Source organism: Acinetobacter sp. QJM3NY_42 (genome assembly GCF_056173745.1).
The window spans coordinates 1-20,305 of sequence record NZ_JBWBVH010000002.1; the positions used below are offsets into that span (position 1 = coordinate 1).

Here is a 20,305-nt window from a genome sequence, read left to right on the forward strand (position 1 = left end):
ATGGCAAATCTAATTTATAAAGACAATAACTTGATTGAAGCATCTTATGCATTGACTCTGTCTGAACAACGCTTAATTTTAGTTGCAATTATTGCAGCTAGGGAAATTGAAAAAGAGCTTACATCGGATACATTGCTAACAATACATGCGTCTGAATACATGAAGCACTTTAATTTGGGTCGTCAAGCGGCCTATGAGGCTCTTCAGGGAGCGTGTGATAACTTATTTGAACGTAGACTCACCTATAAGGCCATAGATCCTGTTACAGGTAAGCCAGCGGTCTACAAAAGCCGTTGGGTATCAAAAGTTGGCTATGTTAAAGAAGCTGCATGTGCTCAACTAATTTTTGCTCCTGATATTTTACAGCTTTTTGTAAAACTTGAAGAAAAGTTTACTCGTTATGAATTAAAGCAAATTTCTCAATTATCTAGTGTATACGCTATACGGCTGTATGAACTTTTGATTAGATGGCGTAGCAAAGGCAAGCTATATATTAGTATGGTTGAATTGCGTGATAAGTTAGGTCTACTTGAAAATGAATATAAAACCATGGGAGATTTCAAAAAGCGTGTATTGACGGTTGCCATAGATCAAATTAATAAACTTACTGATATCGACGTAAGTTATGAGCAGAAAAAAGAAGGGAGAACAATTACACATATCGAATTTTCTTTTAATCAAAAAGCTTCCTTAATTGTTAGTGATAACGTACTGGAACCGACATATCAGCTGACACCAAAACAATCTATATTTTTCGCTCAAAAATTGTGTGACCTTATCAAATATCCCGAATTCGGGGGGAAATATGCCAATGTAGGCGAAGAGATCGAAGCGTTTAAAGAAAGGATTTCACTTGAACTCCTCGACCCTGAAAAGGTAAAAAAGTATTATTCTGATTTGTTAAAAGTGGGCTATAAAGAAAAATATAAATCAGAAAAGTTATCATAACCTGAATAATAGAAATTTTTATTTTGAACACTACAAACCTATAGGAAAAATTTAGTCTGCCCTGGTAACCCTAGTTTTATAAACTGAAAATTATATGTTCCACTAGTACGAAGAACTGATCTGGATTAATTAACGAGGAAGATGAAATTATAAAGTTACATAACTTACGCAATCCTGAGGAGAGTGATGCGATGGAAACCTCTCCCGGTAATGCTTGTCAGGGATTTGTCCATATATGGAAGCGCAGCACTAAAATTACAGGTTCCACTAGTACGAAGAACTGATCTGGATTAATTAGCGAGGAAGATGAAATTATAAAGTTACATAACTTATGTGACTTACACAACTTACGCAATCCTGAGGAGAGTGATGCGATGGAAACCTCTCCCGGTAATGCTTGTCAGGGATTTGTCCATATATGGAAGCGCAGCACTAAAATTACAGGTTCCACTAGTACGAAGAACTGATCTGGATTAATTAGCCAGGAAGATGAAATTATAAAGTTACATAACTTATGTGACTTACACAACTTACGAGTTTATGTAATCCTGATGAGAGTGATGCGATGGAAACCTCCCGGTAATGCTTGTCAGGGATTTGTCCATATATGGAAGCGCAGCACTAAAATTACAGGTTCCACTAGTACGAAGAACTGATCTGGATTAATTAGCGAGGAAGATGAAATTATAAAGTTACATAACTTATGCAACTTACACAACTTACAAAACTTATGTAATCCTGATGAGAGTGATGCGATGGAAACCTCCCAGTAATGCTTCTCAGGGATTTGTCCATATATGGAAGTGCAGCACTAAAATTACAGGTTCCACTAGTACGAAGAACTGATCTGGATTAATTAGCCAGGAAGATGAAATTATAAAGTTACATAACTTACATAACTTACGCAATCCTGAGGAGAGTGATGCGATGGAAACCTCTCCCGGTAATGCTTGTCAGGGATTTGTCCATATATGGAAGCGCAGCACTGAAAATTACAGGTTCCACTAGTACGAAGAACTGATCTGGATTGATTTGCCAGGAAGATGAAATTATAAAGTTACATAACTTATGAACTTATGAACTTATGACTAGGTCTTAATTGAGAAGGGCTTTGTTGCACAAACCTAGCATCAAAAGCTTATTCAGCAATATAATTTCAAAATGAATAAGCCTGCCTCTAAAATCTACCGTACAACCAATTGGTCATCCTATAACCGAGCCTTAATTAACCGAGGTAATATTTCCATTTGGTTTGATCCAAAGACTCAGTGGTATGCACAATCACAAGGCAAGCAAGGTCGAAATCAGACCTACTCCGATACAGCGTTTCAATGCTGCTTAATGATCAAATTACTATTCCGACTCTCTTTACGTATGGTCACAGGTTTTGTTCGAAGTCTGATTAAACTCTCTGGATTAGATTGGACAGCTCCGGATTATTCCACCCTTTGTCGTAGACAAAAGCATATTGATATTGCGATTAGCTATCAAAAAAGTAGTGATGGACTGCATCTACTCGTAGACTCTACTGGTTTGAAGTTTCTTGGTGAAGGTGAATGGAAATGCAAGAAACATGGGGCTGAATATCGTCGCCAATGGCGTAAGCTTCACATTGCTATGGATGCTAAAACCCTGCAAATACGTTCAGTACAACTCACCACAAATAATGTCAGTGATTCTCAAGTACTCGAAGATTTACTTGCTCAAATTCCCTTGGATGAACCAATTGATTCTGTTTATACAGATGGTGCTTATGACACAAAGCCCTTTTGATATGTGGATTACGAAACATCTTCAAAGTGTACGGTTCTGCCGTTATGCAGATGATGGCGTAATTCATTGTCGGAGTTTATCTCAAGCCAAACTTGTTTTACAAAAGATCGATGCACGAATTCGTGAATGTGGTCTCGAATTGCATCCAGACAAGACAAAGATTGTTTATTGCCAAGATATTAATCGTCGTAAAGCATATCCCGATGTTCAATTTACTTTTCTCGGGTACACGTTTAGGCCCCGTAAGGCTGTGGACAAGTATAAAAGAGTTTATGTAAATTTCTCTCCTGCAGTCAGTCGTGATGCACTTAAAGCAATGCGACAGACTATTCGGAAATGGCATCTACATCTGATGTGTAATCGCGAATTAAGTGATTTATCTGCAATATTCAATCCAATTCTTCAAGGTTGGCAGCAATACTATGGTCGATTCCATGGTTCAGCAATGTCAGCGATCTGGCAACACATGAATGCTTATCTTATACGCTGGATGAGGCGTAAGTATAAAAACTTGGCCCGTCATAAAAGACGGGCTAGATATGCCTTAGGGCGACTTGCGCGTGATTTTCCAAATGCCTTTGTGCACTGGAAAATGGGATGTTTACCATCGGTTGGATAATGGGAGCCGGATGAGCTGAGAGGTTCATGTCCGGTTCTGCGAGGGGCTAAGGGTGAAATTCCCTTGGTCTACTCACCCTTATCTCCCGTCATGGACCTGTTTAACGGTGAAATCATTGCATTTCAAATGGAACGTAGACCAGTATTTGGACTGGTCAAAGATATGCTTAAAGAAGCTATAGAGACACTCAATATAAATGAGAAGCCAATGATCCATTCTGATCAAGGTTGGCAATATCAAATAAGATTTTACCAGAAACAATTAGCAGAACGAGGGCTCACCCAAAGTATGTCACGTAAGGGGAATTGTTTAGATAATGCTGCTATGGAGATTTCTTTGGAATACTTAAATCTGAATGTTTCTATGGAGAAGAATTTAAATCAGTTGATGAATTGGAGCAAAAAGTGAAAGAATATATTCACTATTATAACCATGAGCGAATCAAGGTTAAATTAAAAGGACTGACCCCTGTAGAATACAGAAATCAGTTCTTCGAAATTGCCTAACTTACTGTCTAACTTTTGGGGGGCAGATCAGGATGCCGGGGTTTTTATTTTCTAGACTTCTTAAATCAGAGTTGGGTGTGCATCCAGGATACGAATTAAAGTCGCTGCACAGCCAGTCGGATAGTAACGGCCTTGTTCCCAGTTAAATAAAAATAATTAGGATAGAAATATCTAGATTTTTTATTAATTTAGGATATATTTCTTAATGTTGACTTATTGAAACGCTGCCAAACTCTGGCAAACATCTCAATGAGGCTTCCCGAGTAGTGCACATCACACCGATATCAGCAGGGAACTTGACACGATGGACGTCCTTCATCGAGTTATTAGTGAACAGCGGTGAGGTTGATATGCGTATAACACTCGCTCCTCTTGCTACCAGCTTTAAAGAGGAATCCAAACAAAATATGGAGGCAGCCCAGGTGAAGGTTGATAATAAGCAACGCAGCAGGATCACGTTTCAAGAAGTATTTACAGTGACCATGTATATCTGCACTTTTATTGTGTTATTGACTAGCATAATGGATATCAGCGCATGGATTACATTTCTTGTTACAATTTCATGCTTGACAAAAGATCATATAACATGCTATAATAAATTAGCTTTTGATCCAAACTACTCAGGTTTTTGTAGTCATATTGAAACGCTGCCAAACTCTGGCAAACATCTCAATGAGGCTTCCCGAGTAGTGCACATCACACCGATATCAGCAGGGAACTTGACACGATGGACGTCCTTCATCGAAAAATTAGTGAACAGCGGTGAGGTTGATATGCGTATAACACAGACTTTCAGCCTGTATGGGTAGCCTTGTAAAGCATACAGTGAAGAGAGCATGGATTTTCAGCAGTTCTTTAAAGAACACTTTTTTAAAAAATTTAGAGCTTTATTTAATAAACAACCTAAATATTTATTAGATATAAAATATTATCCTGAATATCTTTCCTTCAATGAATTTGATTCCAAAAAAGAGCAAATTTTATCAAGCCTTTTACTAGATTTTTCTTGTCGAAAATATCTTCCTCAAGCTTTACATCCTGTATTGATACCTAAACCAGATGGTTCATTACGTCTGATATGTATTCCATCTATCCAAGATCGATTAGTACAACAAATAACTTTAGAATATATAAGAGAAAAATACCCGGACAAATATAAGTTAGCGACTGATTATGATTTCTCATCTAAGAAAGAAGAGGGCGGCGCTATTAGAGCAAGATGTGTAGCTTTAGACTTTAGAAATCAATATTCGCATGTATTAAAGACTGATATATCTGCATTTTTTGATAATTTAGATAGAAAAATAATTAAAAAAAATATTGATATTCAAATAGGTATAAAAGAAATTGACTTTATTCTAGAAAAAATTATAAACATTGATATTAAACTGCCGCCACCGTATTCAGTTGAAGCTAAAGAATTTGAGTTTTTAAAATCCAAAAGAGGAAAAGGAATTAGGCAAGGTATGCCCATGTCCTCATTCTTTGCATCTCTTTATTTATATAACTTTGACAAATTTATGAATGTACAAAATATAAAATATGTCAGATATGCTGATGATTTAATTGTATTTTGCTCATCATATGGACAAGCTAAACAAAATTTATTACTAATAAAAGATGAACTTAAAAAAATTAATCTTGCTGTTCCAGACCTGGAAGAGCGCACTAAAACGAACATAGTTAAAAATAAACCTATTGATTTTTTAGGGTTAGAGTTTAGGTATACAGGAAAGTGTTTTAGATCGTTTATACCTAATTCAACATTTGAAAGAGTTAGTACGAAATTATTAGCTTATGATTCTTTAAACAAAAATATAAAAAGGCAAAAAAATTTTCCTGATGTAATTCAAGATATTAATTACATTACAAACGGATATAAAGCAGCTTTCTCTGATGCCTGTAATATAAGTGAGTTAGATAAAGAAATTAGTGAAATCAAAACGAAAGTTTTCTCTAAATTGATGTCCTCTATAGGCATAGATATTAATACTTTAAGCGCTAGACAAAAAAGATTCTTTTTTAGTTTATAGAACTTTGCTTAACATAAAATCTCTTATGCGAAATTACATACATACCAACTTTAACCACATTGTGGACAGGTTGGATTTTAGAGATAAGAAAAACTTCTAAGGCATTTGCTAAATAAGCCGTATCACGTTCAAAGCCTATTGTAATGATGGATCCTGCATCTTTCAGTCTTGGATCTATCGCAATATATTCAGTTTTATCTTCATTCCATCGGCAATATTTCATTACCCTGGCGCTTAAGCCATTACCACGATAACGGCCAGCACCTCTAGAAGTCCCAACACCGATATAAGTCACTAAATCTCCTTTGATAAACGCATATACACCTTGTTTATCGTAATTAGGAATTTTTCCAAAATTAAAATGTACTGGTGACCATTCAGGAGGCTTTCCTAATAGATCTACATTCCAGTGATGTTCATGCCTGGAAGCAGTACCAACAACAACATCCGGCCAAAGCCAAGCAATACCAGACTCTATACCTGCCCTATCAAGTCATTAAAAAATGTGTGGATGAGATCAAAGCAGAACAATAGATGAAACTCAGACAAGAACAACAGCTCAAAGCACAGCAACAAGCTCCTAAAATGAAATCTCGTGGCATGAGTCGCTAAACAGAGCGAGTGTCTACGAGCGAACTGAGAAAATTTGCTCATCCCTTTCCCTGATTACAAGCTCCCTATCCATCAATCACCTGCATGGCAGAGCATCCCGCATGGGTGCGAACTTTCCAAGTTTGATTCCTAAACCGAGCGTAGCGAGAAAAAAAAGCTGATGAGCGAAGCGAATTCCGAGTTGCTTTTGATCTTGCTTTTGCTTTTTCTTAAATTCACGAAAATATGAACCAAAAATTGCCCCGACGAATCGAGCGAAAGCGAGATTCAATAAAGTTTGAGCGAAGCGAAAACCAAGGGCAATTTTTCATGAAATATGCTTTTAATTATTTTTAAGCTTTTAAATGCTTTTAGGTGTACGAGAGTAAAAAATTATCACATTGGCTTACTCTCAAGCCTTTGATTTTATGTGAAAGCATATAAACTGAAAAAACAATAAATGTTTATACTGGAACTTTAGATATGAATCCATGAAACATTTATGAGTAATAAAGTTTCATACTAGCTTATGACCCTTACACGTTTGCCATAGGTACGCCTACCTGTACCAGAACAAACTGGACACCATGAGTTATTGTGAAATAAGTTTTGAAAAGTAGGATTCCATTTATGCTTCTTTTCACATTGCACATCAAGCTTCTGACGTACATTGATGTATTCTGTAGAAAATAAAACACCGCCTTTACTTTCTATAAATTCCTTAACAAATTCATAGGTATATGCAACATCTCTATTGCTACATTCATTACACCAAGATTTTTTATGTATATGAACGGCAGGAGTGGCATAAAATTCATGGCCTTTTTCACATCTATATAGGAGTTTAACAGTCCTACCTAGATATTCTTTTGAAAGACATTCTCCTTTATGCTGTTTCGCATAGTTTTGACACCATTCAAGATTGTATTTAGGTAAGGCCATAGATAAATCCTTGGAGCAATCTAGTATGATACTTTAATACTTAGTATGAAACTTTTTTACTGCCCCACATAGGCTTTTTGATGTGGAAAGGTGCAGGCACAACTGGCTTAGACTTTGCAAGCTTTACTAAATCCTTTTTAGGCATTATTGGTGTAGGTGCGGCTTTATAATTCGCAATAAAATTTAGTCTGCCTAAAGCATTTGTGTTTCCCGCAATCGCTATTTTATTGGTTGCTTGCTTGTTCCCCGCATTAAATTATTATGCTCTTGAAGCATCTGAAAAGTCATTTAACCAAACAACCAATTTTTTAAGTCAGCCAGTACATAAGTTTTCAGCAATTAAAATAACTGTACTTTGGGGCATGTGGTACATGAAAGCCCTATATTTAGCCATAGCAGGTTTAATTGGCTTTGGCATAGCTAAAGCTTTATATCCTGAAGTTATTTAAAAAAATTGGATATTTTTATTTAGAAATTACATTGTATGTTTACAACATAAATTGAGATATACAAAGATGACCCATTGAAATGGGATTAAAAAAAATACTTTATTTTTAATATTATAATTATATGTAGTTCAACTAATGGTGTGATAGGTTTTAGTTATAAACTTATTCATTCAGGAATTATATTGCTGAATGAATAAGTCTAATTGATTTATTTATGCAACCCAACTATTCATTTGATTCATTTGATTCATTTGATTCATTTGATTCATTATTTTTAACTTGTTTTTGTTTAGAATTTTCAACTTTAGAAGCTTTTAAATTCTTTTCAAGAAATAACAAGCCGCCATCTGCATAACTAAAACTTGCGATACTAAAGAATGCACTAATTAACAGTAATTTAGTACAAAATTTATTTTTGAATAGCATGTTTATTTACTCTCATTTAATACTTGTTAGATATTCTAACTTTAAAGAATTAACACCCAGAGGACTCATAAATTACATTCTTGTAATTTTAAAATGTCTCAGGATGGTGTTTAAAGTGCGTGTGATAAATAGAAGTGTAATACAGGAAAATGGTAAGGTTTATCAGCCTAGTCATCTGTCCATTATGTAGAAAGAGCAGCACTTTAATGTTTATGCTGTTCCAATGTATTACATTCCTTACTTTCTATTTGTAACGTAATTTCAGTAATATTATGATTATGTTTTAGAACTTCTAAGGCCTTTTGATAGAGTTGATCTGTATTGCTATTCGGAGCAACCAAATGAGCAGTTAAATGAATATTTTTTGAGGATATAGCCCAGACTTTCAACTGATGAATCCCTTCAACGCCCTCTAGCTTCAATAAATCATTTCTTAACGACTCAATATCAATCTCATCAGGAACTCCTTCAAGCAGAATATTAATACTTTGTTTTAATAAAATCCAAGTTCGAGGTAAGACCCAGAAGCCAATTAACACAGCGATTACGGTATCAACCCACATCCACTGGGTAAAATAAATAACTATTCCTCCGATAATCACGCCTATCGATCCTAGAGCATCACTAAGAACTTCTAAATATGCACCTTTTATATTTAGACTTCCTTCAGCACTAGCAGAAAGGATTTTCATTGAAATCAAATTTACGACCAAACCAATGACCGCGACAATCATCATTTCAACACTTTGAATTTCAGCAGGGTTCGTAAAACGTTGATAAGCTTCATATACAATATATATTGCTACCACAAAAAGCATCACCGCATTAAACAGAGCCGCTAAAATTTCAAATCGCTGATAGCCAAAAGTTCTTTTATCATCTGCGGCTTTTTTACCAATTTTGATAGCGGCAAGAGCAATAGCTAAAGCGGCTACATCAGTAAACATATGAGCTGCATCAGATAACAAAGCCAAACTTTGGGTAATAAAAGCAGCGACAACTTCTACTATTAAAAAAGTAGTCGTTAAACCTAAGGCAACCATTAACTTCTTACTATTTTCTTCAGTAACAACCGCATGGCTATGATCATGATGTTCTGACATAAAATATTTTCCTTATTCTATTTATGATGAGCAGAGATATTGGATAACAGCCAATATCTCTGCTGTAAATCGACTAATCTATTGGATTAAGAAACTTTCTTTTCATTCATCCAGCGGTACAGTACGGGCAATAAAACCAATGTAAGCAGGGTAGAGGAGATAATTCCTCCAATAACCACTGTTGCTAAAGGTCTCTGTACTTCTGCCCCAGTTCCGGTTGCCAAAGCCATCGGGACAAACCCAAGGGACGCCACACAAGCGGTCATCAGCACAGGTCTAAGACGCAAAATTGCACCCTGCCACGTTGCATAATAAAGGTCATATTGTTGTCGCAACTCTTTGATAAAGGTGAGCATGACTAAGCCATTCAGTACAGCCACCCCCGATAGTGCAATGAAGCCAACCCCTGCTGACATGGATAATGGAATGTCACGCAACCACAACGCGATTAAGCCTCCACATAAGGCAAACGGTACACCACTAAAGACCAGTAAGCTTTCTTTGATATTATGGAATACAGCCATCAATAAAATAAAGATCGTCAACAATGCGAGCGGAACCACCAATTGCATACGCGCTTTTGCAGACATCAGATTTTGAAATTGACCGCCATAATCTATCCAATAACCGCTTGGTAATTCCTGTTTGGATAACGTGCTTCTGAAGCTCTGTTACGAATGAGCCTAAATCACGTCCTTCTACATTTGCAGTAATAACCACTCGACGTTTACCATTTTCACGGCTGACCTGATTAATACCCAGGATATTTTCAACGCGTGCCACATCTTGCAGTTGGACTAAACCACCATTCGGCAATTGAATAGGAAGTACCGCTAACTGTTCAGGACTACGCTGGGATTCATCTAGACGGATGACAAAATCAAAACGCTTGTCTCCCTGTAAAATTGTTCCAACATTCTGGCCACCGACACTTGTAGCTACCAGATCCTGAATTGCTCTTACCGACAAGCCATATTGTGCAGCTCTGGACTTATCCACCTCTACATTCAACAAGGGTAAGCCACTGGTCTGTTCTACATTAACGGCTGTCGCGCCTGAAATTGAGTTAATTTTTTGAGAAATTTTATTCGCTTCGCGATTTAGAATCTCCATGTCATCACCAAATAATTTGACACCCACATCACTTCGCACCCCTGAAATTAACTCGTTAAAGCGCAGTTCAATGGGTTGCGAGAACTCACTGTTATTTCCCGGCAATGTCGCTAAGAAAGTAATCATTCTTTGGCGAAGCTCATCAATCGTTTGTTTTGGATCAGGCCATTCATCATGAGGTTTTAACAGTACCACGCCATCTGAAATGTTGGGTGGCATAACATCTGTGGCCACTTCTGCTGTACCGGTACGAGCAAAGATCGCTTTAATTTCAGGAAATTCTTTCAACAGTAACTTTTCAGTATTTTCCTGCATTCTCAGTGACTGTTCTAACCCTGTACTTGGGGAACGCATTTGCTGAACAGCAAAATCACCTTCACCCAGTTGAGGTGCAAACTCGCTACCTGTTTGAGTGGCTAGCACGCCCGTAAGCACTAAAATACAGGCAGCCACAATAGTCACAAATAAACGAAGCTCATAGGCTTTATCTAAAAGCAGTTCATATTTGGTTTTAAGCCAATGCATCCAGCGACTTTCGGTTTCCTTGACTTCTCCAGTGACAAATAGGGCAACTGCGGCTGGCACAAAAGTGACAGATAAAATCATGGCCCCAATTAAAGCCAGTACAACAGTCATTGCCATAGGATGGAAAAGTTTGGCTTCTACACCCGTCAGGGTAAAGATAGGTAGATAAACCACCAAAATAATTAACTGTCCAAAAATCAGAGGACGACGCGCCTGTTTTGCAGCCAAGAAGACTTCTTTAAATCTTTCAGAACGGCTAAGTAAACCACCTTTCAGCTTCTGAGCTTCTGCTAGCCGACGGATACAGTTTTCTACAATAACCACTGCACCATCAATAATAATACCGAAGTCCAGTGCCCCTAAACTCATCAGATTTGCACTAATCTTCTGCTCTGCCATTCCCGTCAAGGTAAACAGCATTGACAGTGGAATAACGCAAGCCGTGATCAGCGCAGCACGGAAATTACCTAGAAAGAGAAATAAAATAACAATGACGAGGATTGCACCCTCAATCAAATTTTTCTGAACGGTTTTGATCGCCCGATCAACCAAATGCGTACGGTCATACACAGTCTCAATCACCACACCTTTAGGTAGCGATTGCTGGATCGATTGCACCTTTTCATCAATGGCTTGAGCAACGGTACGGCTATTTTCTCCCATCATCATCATGGCAATACCCAATACAGTTTCTTCACCATTATAGGTTGCAGCCCCTGTTCTTAAGTCATGACCAATTGAGACATTGGCGACATCTGCCACCCGAATCGGATAGCCGTTTTTATTGGCAATACTGATGTTCTGGATATCTTCAATCGTGTTTAAAGTGCCGGGAACACGAACCGTTAGCTGTTGTCCATTTTTCTCAATATAGCCAGCACCACGGTTTTCATTATTCTCTGTTAAGGCAGTTTGTAAATCAGACAAAGGAATTTGCAATTGTTGCAATCGGTTCAGATCAGGGGCAACCACATAGGTTTTATTAAAGCCACCGATACTGTTGATCTCAGCAACGCCTTTTACGCGCTGTAATTGCGGTCTTACAATCCAATCCTGAATTTCACGTAAATCCATCGCCGAATAAGGGGTTCCATCCGGCTTTTTAGCATTTGGTTCGGCTTTAATCACCCATTGATAGATTTCACCTAAACCTGTCGAAATAGGCGACATGTTAGGTTGCACATCTTCAGGCATTTCTCCCATTGCTTCTTGCAAGCGCTGGTTGATAAGCTGTCTGGCCCAGTAAATATCCGTGCCATCTTCAAAAATGATGGTCACTTGCGATAAGCCGTAGCGTGAAATCGAACGGGTTTGTTCCATTTTCGGCATGCCTGACATGGCATTCTCGATTGGATATGTAATCCGCTGTTCCATTTCTAAAGCCGTAAAACCATTGGCTGAAGTGTTAATCTGCACCTGAGTATTGGTAATATCTGGTACAGCATCAATCGGTAACTTTTGATAACTATAAATACCAATAGCAATCCAAGCCGCAATAAACAGCATGACCCAGATTGCGTTATGGATAGAAAACTGGATCAGTCGATCAAACAGTCCTTCAGGTTTTACCGATTCGTGGTCTGGAATTTGAGGAGTTTCAGTGCTCATGTGAAGCCTCTCCTTTTTCCAGCTCGGATTTCAGTAAAAAACTGCCTTGAGCGGCATATTTTTGTCCCTGACTAAGCCCACTCACCACTTCAATCCATTGGCTCTCCCCAGATGATTGCCCTAATTTCACAGGTTGCGGACTGAATTCAACTTTTTGTCCATGCTGAGTGGCGACAAAAACCACATCTTTTCCATCGACATTCTGAACTGCGGACTTAAGTACCCGTAATGCGGTACTTTCACTCCGTTGTTGCAACTGTACGTTCACCATCAAGTTTGGACGTAATTCGGTTGCATTCGATTCAACTTTTGCTCGCACCTGAAGACGACCTGTTTGAATATCCGCTTCAGTATTTAAAGTCTGAATAACTGCCCTGTAGACCTTTTCCGTTTGCAAGGATTTAAATTCGATCTTTTGATTCGGGGCTAAGCCCATAATTTCAGAATTTGGAACAATAAACTCAAGCCAGAGTTGATCTAACCGGTCTATCGTAAAGAGTTGATCGGCTAACTGAACATTTTCCCCGAGAACCAAATCCTTTTTACTGATCACGCCAGAAATGGGAGCTTTCAAAATATAGCGTCCGTTACTGGCATTCACTGCACCAAATGCGCTTAAACGTGATTGGGCCGCTTGAACCTGAATTTGTGCCCGTTTATAACTGTTATAAGCCCGTTGATAGTCCTGTTTTGCTGAGATACCCTGTGACCACAATTGACGCTCACGCTCAAAGTCTTGTTTCGCCAGTTCCAGATTGGTTTGTTCAATTTTAAGATTGGCCTGCTGATCAACTAGATCAGGAACAAGCAATGTAGCCAAAGGCTGCCCTTTCTGAACTTTTTGGCCGAGTTCTACATAAACATTTTCTACATGACCGCTAAAACTCGGTGAGACATGCGCTTGCTGATCCGTATTCACATTCAGTTTGGCAGGATAAGAACTTAATTTAACCACCGGACCTTGATCGACCGCTGATAACTGTATGCCCTGTTCCACCAGTTGCTTGGCCGTCAGGCTCACGCCTTCTGCATGCTCTTCGGTTTCACCGCCATGTTCTTCACTTCCATGTTCCTCTGCGCCTTCTTCCTCTGCATGTTCATCTGATGTTTCAGATTTATTCTTACCCGACAAGATCAAGAAAATACTGAGGAGTACGGTTGCGCCGATGACAAAACCAATCAGTAGAGGTTGAGAGATTTTTCCGCTCTGTTTTTTTAAGCTGTTTTTAAGATCGAACATGTTAATTTCCCCCACCAATGACAGGCATGGCCTGTATGTCTTGCCATAAGTTTTGATTGATTTGTGCAATAGCATCTTTCGACATGACTTCACTTGGGCTAATGCCTAAGCTCAAACTTTCTGCTTCAATGGCCTTTTGCCAGCCATCCCGTAACAACTGGACTTTACGCAGACGGATGTCTTGTAATTGAAGCGTGGCTTGCTGAACATCGGTTAAAGCAAACTTGCCTGCCAAGAAACCTTGTAGCGTCTTACTTTGAACTTGAGTCGCCAAAGGAATTTGAGTCTCGTCAACGACTTTGAATTGCAGCTCTAAACCCTGCAACTCGGTTAAAATTGTGCCTATTTGCAGCGCATTTTGCTTCAGATAAAACTCTTTCTGACGCTCTAATAAGTTCATTTTTTCTTGCGCGATTTTTATGCCATTTTGCTGACGATCGAAAATATTAAGCGGTACACTGACTCCGACTACTAATTGATTTTGTGTGGAGTTTTCCAAGGATTGGGTGCGGTTGACACCTAGGTTTAAAGTGGGGTTAGGACGTGCCTTTGCCCTTAGTTGATCAACCGTTGCTTGAGACTCTAATACCAGTAAAGCTCGATATTTCTCAACGTAGTTTTCCGCTAAATATTCTTGAACCTGTTCATGAGTCGATTTTGGCCAGAGCTTTTGTGAAGAGAGGTTTACCTGCAATGACTTATCAGAGGTTCCCCATAAATTTGATAATTGTTGGGTGGCCACTTGTACCTGTAAGTCTGCCTGTCTAAAAAGACGGATATTTTCAGCATGGCTTAAACGTGCGCGATTTACATCTACTTGGGCAATACTGCCTGCATTAAAGCGCTTTTCGATTGCTTGAAGGTTTTCTTGGCTCACCCGAAGTTGTTCATTGACAATGTTTTTTTCAAGTTCAGCAATGGCCAGTTGTGACCATACATATTTCACTGCAAGCTCAATTTGTGCTTGATAAATCTTCTGTTTCAGCGCTGTTTTATCTGTAGAGAGACTGGCTAATTTTTGGTTTGCTCTTCGCTCACCAAAAATATCCAAAGGTTGTGATATACCGATGGCAAGCTCTTTTTCATTATTTGAACCAAATCCCGTTTGTTCAACTGACAGTTCAGGATTTTTAAACAGCTTACTTTGCTGAAGATTCGTGGCATTAATACTATTTTGCGTTTCCCAGAAATTTTGGGACGCTTGATATTGGTTAACCTGCTCAATAGCTTGCTGCAGCGTTAAATCTTGAGTACTGGCGACTACGGAAGTACTGAAGCTGATCATTGCAGATAGCAAGATACCGCTACCTAAGGCTGACCAGGATAAATTCAGGATGGAGGTATCCTGATGTAATTTGTTTTTTGACATGAAAATGCCCCACGCATAATGAAATTAGGAGTGGTGGGCTTTTATAAGACTACCCCACCAATAGTAGGGGCAAATCGGGAGGCGGGGTTAATTGATCCAGATAAGGGGGTTTATAAAAAGTTATTCCCAAATAAGTTGGGGTAATGCCGGTCTCAAAATTAGCTTTAAGCTTCAGATCATCGGGTGGGTCAATCTGAATCACGATTGTATTTGAGAAATGACTGCACTTTTCGTTAAAACAAACCTTCTGACAATAGTCATAGATTTCTTTATAGTTTTCTAGGGAATAAAGTGCTTGACGAGGACTATCACTCTTTTCGTCTAAATCGATTGGATTAGAGAGTATTGAATTGGGTATGTTTGGCATTTCATGCAGACAAGCAGCCTCTGCCACACTCCAAATATTCTGGAATGTGAATAAGAGTACCAATATCTGGATTAGAAATGTTTTTCTCTTCATACACAAATCTGTATTTAAAACACCAATCGGAAGCTAACCAAAGCTATCTAAGATCTGATCACAAAATTTAAGTCACCTTAATCTTTTTGCAGCCTTAAGTAAAGATATACAGAGTTTTTGAAAAAAGCATAGGTCTAGATAATCAAGCTAGATTTTTTAGAACTCCACATTGGTCAATTGTACATAAACCATCACAAGTACCTCTTAAATCAGATAATTGTTCAATAAGCTTTTGTTGCTTGATTATATTTTCTCTGATAGCACTGACATGTAAGTCAATTAATTCATTCACATCTGAACAATTTTTCTTGGGATTATCTTTATAGGTGAGTAATTGACGAATTTCATTCAAACTCATATTTAAAGTTCGGCAATTCAAAATAAACTTAATTCGCTCAACATAGCCTATATCGTAAAGGCGGTAATTTCCTTCCGTTCTTTCGGGTTCCGGAATTAAACCTTCCTTTTCATAAAACCTAATTGTTAATACTGAACATGAGGTTTTTTTAGAGAGTTCACCAATTTTTAAATGCATTGAGTTGGTATTTCCAAAAAATCTTGACTCTATAGTAACTATAGGGATTCTAATATTCAAAGTTTATAAATTTTTTTAATGGGTATAATTATGAGTGGTTGTGGATGTAGTAAAGAAACACCATGCAAAGATAAGAAATCTCAACAAGAAAATCATCCATCAATTGCAGAAGCAAACAATTCAAAGAATTGTAATAATACGCTTAGCTGTTGTGGTGAAGAGGAAGAAGAAAAATCTTCATCTCCTTGCTGTAACACTTCAAACAGTTGTGAAGATACCGCTCAATCCTGTTGTGGTTCTGATCCCAAAGAAAATTTAAGCACTGAAGACGTTTTAAAAAATTCGCACTACATGAGTGAATACTTAGTTCCCAAAATGGATTGTTCTGCGGAAGAACAGATGGTTCGTATGGCGCTATCTTCAATTGATGGTGTTCAAAAACTCATCTTTGATTTACCTAACCGGTCTTTAAAGGTTCTACATAATCAAAAAGATGAAAATATAACTACCAAACTTGAAGCTTTGGGTTTTGGTGCAAAGCTTGTGAAGACTGAAACTTATATAAGCAATCAACAAGCTAAGCAAACAAGTACCTACACCATTCCTAAAATGGATTGCTCTGCTGAAGAGCAAATGGTCCGTATGGCTCTTGCAGATATTGAAGCAGTTAAAGGTCTTACTTTTGATCTTCCCAATCGAAAACTGAAAGTCTTCCATAATGAAGGGAGTCAGCAAATTACGGCCAAACTTGAAGGACTGGGTTTTGGGGCGAAACTTGATGAAACACAGCTTTCTTCAGGCGATGTACCTAATGAACCTGATCCTGTGAGACAAGCTAAAGTACTTAAACTGTTATTAGGCATTAATGCTCTACTTTTCTTTATAGAATTCATCAGCGGAATTATTGCTGCGTCTACAGGATTGATTGCTGATTCTCTAGATATGTTTGCCGATGCAGCCGTTTATGGTATTGCGCTATATGCCGTCGGAAAAGCTGCGAAATATCAAGTGAAAGCAGCCCATTTCGCAGGTTGGATTCAGTTATTACTTGCTGTCATCGTGATTATTGATGTCATTAGACGATTCATGTTTGGAAGCGAGCCAGAATCAACGCTCATGATTGTTATTGGCCTGCTCGCACTTATAGCTAACGTGACATGCTTATATCTTATTTCTGGTCATCGAGAAGATGGCGCACATATGAAAGCCAGTTGGATTTTCTCGGCGAATGACGTTGTCGTAAATATGGGCGTTATATTTGCCGGTGTACTCGTGGCGTGGACGGGATCAGCTTACCCAGACTTAATCATTGGCATCCTGGTTTCTTTATTCGTGCTTAATGGCGCTCGAAAGATTTTGGCTTTGAAGTAAGAGTATCGAAAATGAATCTATTTCAAGTTAAACAAAATCAGATCGTCAAAATTAGAGATCTCAAAAAAGGTAATCAATACAGTCATACCACTGATCCCGTATTGGAACGGCTCCAACTATTAGGTTTTAGAGAGGGTGAAACTCTACAAGTACTCGCTAAAGGTGTTTTTGGCGGAGATCCTGTTTTAGTTCAAATTGAAACTTCAAGATTCGCATTAAGAAAGAATGAAGCTGAAAGAATTTTTGTAGAGTTAGTATCCAATGAAGATTAAGAACATTGCATTAGTCGGTAATCCAAATTGTGGAAAAACCTCTTTATTTAATACGCTTACTGGTACGCGACAAAAAGTTGCCAACTATGCTGGGGTTACCGTAGAAAGAAAAGAAGGTTCTTTTAAATTACCTTCTGGTGATGCAATACGAGTATTGGACTTACCCGGAACTTACAGTTTAAAACCTGGTAGTTTAGATGAAGAAGTCACCAGGGCAGTTTGTTTGGGCGAGCTAAAAGGTGAAATTCTACCCGATATTTTTATATGCGTTGTAGATGCCACAAATTTAAGCTTACATTTGAGCTTGGTTCTCGAAGTTCGTGCTCTAAATCGCCCTATGATTCTTGTATTAAATATGATGGATGAGGTCAAAAAGCGTGGTATTTCCATTGATAAGGATAAACTGTCTCAACTGTTAGGTATCCCTGTAGTTGAAGCTGTCGCAGTTAAAACAAAAGGAATTCAAGATTTAATTAATCAATTAGATCAAAAAAATCTTTTTATTACTCCTTATCATTCTGAATTAAGTCATTTTGAACAGGTCAAACAAATCACCAAACAAGTTATTTTAAATAATGACAGTGGTGATAAAAGAACCGCATTTCTAGATAAAATTTTTCTACATCCTGTATTGGGTTTAGTAATCTTAACTTTAACCATGTTTGTGATGTTCCAGGCGGTATTTATATGGGCAACGCCTTTTATTGAATTCATTGAAAATTTTGTCGCATGGCTCAGTGATTTTATTGGACCACTAATCCAACATCCTCTATTAAAAAGCTTGGTTGTGGATGGGGTAATTGCTGGTGCAGGTAGCGTGCTTGCATATATGCCTCAGATTTTGATTTTATTCTTCTTCATTTTAATGCTTGAAGAGTCAGGCTATTTACCCCGAGCAGCATTTCTTTTAGATAAATTAATGTCTAAAGCCGGGCTTAGCGGCCGTTCATTTATTCCTCTGCTATCCAGTTTTGCTTGTGCGATTCCCGGAATTATGGCAACCAGAAGTATCAGCTCTGAACGGGACCGATTAGCAACAATTATGATTGCACCCTTGATGACCTGTTCAGCAAGATTGCCAGTATATGCTTTATTGATCGCGGCATTTATTCCGAACCAATTAATCTACGGCTGGTTAAGTCTGCAAGGATTAGTCCTTTTTGGTCTTTATATGTCGGGAATAGTCTCAGCGTTATTAGTTTCAGTGTTTCTGAAATTGGTTCGAAAAGATAAAACTGAAAGTATTTTTATTTTTGAACTTCCCACATACCGAATTCCAGATATTAGAAATATTGCATTAGGCTTATATGATAGGGCAACTATTTTCTTAAAACGAGTTGGTGGCATTATCGTCGCACTGTCTATCTTGTTATGGGTGCTAGTCACGTTCCCTCAACCACCAGATAATGCAAGCATGCCGGCCATTAACTATAGTTTAGCTGGTCAGTTAGGACATTTAATTCATCCTATATTTGCGCCTATTGGGTTTACATGGGAAATATGTATTGCACTCATTCCTGCTATGGCAGCAAGGGAAGTTGTAATTGCTGCTCTTGGGGTGATTTATGCGATGTCAGGTGATGAAGATACAGTAACTCAAAGTCTGTTAAGTCAAATTTCAGGCCCGGATGGATGGGGGTTAGCCACAGGTTTATCATTATTGGTATGGTTTATTTTTGCTCCCCATTGTCTTGCTACGTTAGCAACAATTAGACGAGAAACTGGCAGCTGGAAACAGCCCATCATTATGGCAACTTATTTGTTTGCATTAGCCTACATCTTTTCATTCATCACATATCAAGTTGCGAGTAAGTTTTAATTAGCAAATGAATAAAAGAGGGGGGAGCTAGCTCCCCCCCCTTTATTAAATTACTCGATGTAAGCGTGGGCTTCTGAATACTTTTATCTAACTATAACAACTACTTAAATGTTTAAATCTCTAGGTTTTGAATAGTCGAGGTATCAGACGAATATAGATTGGTAAAAAGCATAGTTCAACGATAGTCTGAGTCAAGATTACAGCAGGAATTATGGGCATACTTCCCGGAATTGCAAAAGCTAATGGAAGAATAACAAATGAATTTCTATATGATGCTGAAAAGGACACAGCACTAGCAGAGCCAGATTCTAATCGAAAAATACGAGCAATTATCCAACCCACGAATGGAGCAATAATGGCAAAAGAAATATAAATTGGTAAAGCTTGAAGAGCTGCACTTTTTGCAAGCCCAATTTGAGGCATAACTGATGCTAGGACGATAAACAAAACTAGGGCTGTGGCAGGTACAGGAAATAAGTTTAGGCTTTCAGCCACTTTTTCTGCTTGTTCATTTCTATTCCCAATGAACTGAACTATAGCTGCCATTGCTAAGGGGGCACTGTTGCAAATAGAGATTTGAGTCGATGAAGTTCCTTTTTAAAA

General features: G+C 38.1%; 15 protein-coding genes and 6 pseudogenes. 10 read left to right on the forward strand and 11 right to left on the reverse strand.

The features are described from left to right. The 4 genes and pseudogenes from repM to AC0VYT_RS14405 form a co-directional block, all read left to right on the forward strand. Complete coding sequence (gene repM / locus AC0VYT_RS14390; protein WP_196432104.1) at positions 1–948, forward strand: replication initiation protein RepM; 948 nt, start codon at positions 1–3, stop codon at positions 946–948. 1,161 nt (positions 949–2,109) lie between these two features. Further along, a pseudogene (locus AC0VYT_RS14395) lies at positions 2,110–2,712 on the forward strand (IS5 family transposase); the annotation flags it as partial. Between the two features lie 4 nt (positions 2,713–2,716). Continuing rightward, positions 2,717–3,340 (forward strand): annotated as a pseudogene (locus AC0VYT_RS14400) (group II intron maturase-specific domain-containing protein); the annotation flags it as partial. Positions 3,341–3,418: 78 nt separating this feature from the next. After that, positions 3,419–3,846: pseudogene (locus AC0VYT_RS14405) on the forward strand (IS3 family transposase); the annotation flags it as partial. A 60-nt stretch (positions 3,847–3,906) separates the two neighbouring features. Here the strand turns inward: AC0VYT_RS14405 and AC0VYT_RS14410 are convergent. After that, a pseudogene (locus AC0VYT_RS14410) lies at positions 3,907–3,996 on the reverse strand (helix-turn-helix domain-containing protein); the annotation flags it as partial. Between the two features lie 200 nt (positions 3,997–4,196). Here AC0VYT_RS14410 and AC0VYT_RS14415 point away from each other — a divergent pair. Next, the gene (locus AC0VYT_RS14415; protein WP_228127198.1) at positions 4,197–4,655 is read left to right on the forward strand and encodes a hypothetical protein; all 459 of its coding nucleotides are present in this window, start codon (positions 4,197–4,199) and stop codon (positions 4,653–4,655) included. Positions 4,656–4,682: 27 nt separating this feature from the next. Next, positions 4,683–5,879, forward strand: coding sequence for a reverse transcriptase domain-containing protein (locus AC0VYT_RS14420; protein ID WP_005404755.1), 1,197 nt, complete (start codon positions 4,683–4,685; stop codon positions 5,877–5,879). Here the strand turns inward: AC0VYT_RS14420 and AC0VYT_RS14425 are convergent. After that, a complete protein-coding gene (locus AC0VYT_RS14425) occupies positions 5,869–6,345 on the reverse strand; it encodes a hypothetical protein (RefSeq protein ID WP_050762831.1) in 477 nt (158 codons plus the stop codon). The genes AC0VYT_RS14420 and AC0VYT_RS14425 overlap by 11 nt on opposite strands. On the opposite strand from AC0VYT_RS14425, the pseudogene AC0VYT_RS14430 reads away from it, so the two are divergent. Continuing rightward, positions 6,297–6,491, forward strand: a pseudogene (locus AC0VYT_RS14430) (hypothetical protein); the annotation flags it as partial. The gene AC0VYT_RS14425 and the pseudogene AC0VYT_RS14430 sit on opposite strands and share 49 nt — an antisense overlap. A 501-nt stretch (positions 6,492–6,992) precedes the next feature. Here AC0VYT_RS14430 and AC0VYT_RS14435 read toward each other — a convergent pair. The 8 genes and pseudogenes from AC0VYT_RS14435 to cadR all read right to left on the reverse strand — a co-directional run bounded on the left by AC0VYT_RS14435 (position 6,993) and on the right by cadR (position 16,240). After that, positions 6,993–7,412: a hypothetical protein gene (locus AC0VYT_RS14435; protein WP_005404757.1), complete on the reverse strand. Its 420-nt coding sequence runs from the start codon at positions 7,410–7,412 to the stop codon at positions 6,993–6,995. A gap of 674 nt (positions 7,413–8,086) precedes the next feature. Next, positions 8,087–8,287: a hypothetical protein gene (locus AC0VYT_RS14440; protein ID WP_004665980.1), complete on the reverse strand. Its 201-nt coding sequence runs from the start codon at positions 8,285–8,287 to the stop codon at positions 8,087–8,089. A gap of 203 nt (positions 8,288–8,490) precedes the next feature. Continuing rightward, positions 8,491–9,390, reverse strand: coding sequence for a cation diffusion facilitator family transporter (locus tag AC0VYT_RS14445; RefSeq protein WP_004733183.1), 900 nt, complete (start codon positions 9,388–9,390; stop codon positions 8,491–8,493). A gap of 86 nt (positions 9,391–9,476) precedes the next feature. Continuing rightward, a pseudogene (locus AC0VYT_RS14450) lies at positions 9,477–12,636 on the reverse strand (efflux RND transporter permease subunit). Beyond that, positions 12,626–13,876 carry an efflux RND transporter periplasmic adaptor subunit gene (locus tag AC0VYT_RS14455; RefSeq protein WP_005404759.1) on the reverse strand — a complete coding sequence of 417 codons (1,251 nt, stop codon included), beginning with the start codon at positions 13,874–13,876 and terminating at the stop codon, positions 12,626–12,628. Before AC0VYT_RS14455 ends, AC0VYT_RS14450 begins: the two are co-directional and overlap by 11 nt. 1 nt (position 13,877) lies before the next feature. Beyond that, positions 13,878–15,245, reverse strand: coding sequence for a TolC family protein (locus tag AC0VYT_RS14460; RefSeq protein ID WP_005404760.1), 1,368 nt, complete (start codon positions 15,243–15,245; stop codon positions 13,878–13,880). Between the two features lie 49 nt (positions 15,246–15,294). Then, positions 15,295–15,705, reverse strand: coding sequence for a hypothetical protein (locus AC0VYT_RS14465; protein WP_004733191.1), 411 nt, complete (start codon positions 15,703–15,705; stop codon positions 15,295–15,297). A 142-nt stretch (positions 15,706–15,847) separates the two neighbouring features. Then, positions 15,848–16,240: a Cd(II)/Pb(II)-responsive transcriptional regulator gene (cadR, locus tag AC0VYT_RS14470; RefSeq protein ID WP_004281856.1), complete on the reverse strand. Its 393-nt coding sequence runs from the start codon at positions 16,238–16,240 to the stop codon at positions 15,848–15,850. Between the two features lie 90 nt (positions 16,241–16,330). On the opposite strand from cadR, the gene AC0VYT_RS14475 reads away from it, so the two are divergent. From AC0VYT_RS14475 to feoB, 3 genes are read left to right on the forward strand one after another with little or no spacing between them, the layout of a single operon-like run. Continuing rightward, entirely contained in the window at positions 16,331–17,611 is a 1,281-nt protein-coding gene (locus AC0VYT_RS14475; RefSeq protein ID WP_004781070.1) for a cation efflux transmembrane domain-containing protein, read from the forward strand. An 11-nt stretch (positions 17,612–17,622) separates the two neighbouring features. Beyond that, positions 17,623–17,883: a FeoA family protein gene (locus AC0VYT_RS14480; RefSeq protein ID WP_004665962.1), complete on the forward strand. Its 261-nt coding sequence runs from the start codon at positions 17,623–17,625 to the stop codon at positions 17,881–17,883. Next, positions 17,873–19,702: a ferrous iron transporter B gene (gene feoB, locus AC0VYT_RS14485; RefSeq protein ID WP_005404762.1), complete on the forward strand. Its 1,830-nt coding sequence runs from the start codon at positions 17,873–17,875 to the stop codon at positions 19,700–19,702. The genes AC0VYT_RS14480 and feoB overlap by 11 nt, the downstream gene beginning before the upstream one ends. A gap of 120 nt (positions 19,703–19,822) precedes the next feature. Here feoB and AC0VYT_RS14490 read toward each other — a convergent pair whose 3' ends face one another. Next, positions 19,823–20,248: a hypothetical protein gene (locus AC0VYT_RS14490; protein WP_004897257.1), complete on the reverse strand. Its 426-nt coding sequence runs from the start codon at positions 20,246–20,248 to the stop codon at positions 19,823–19,825. Positions 20,249–20,305: the final 57 nt, after the last annotated feature.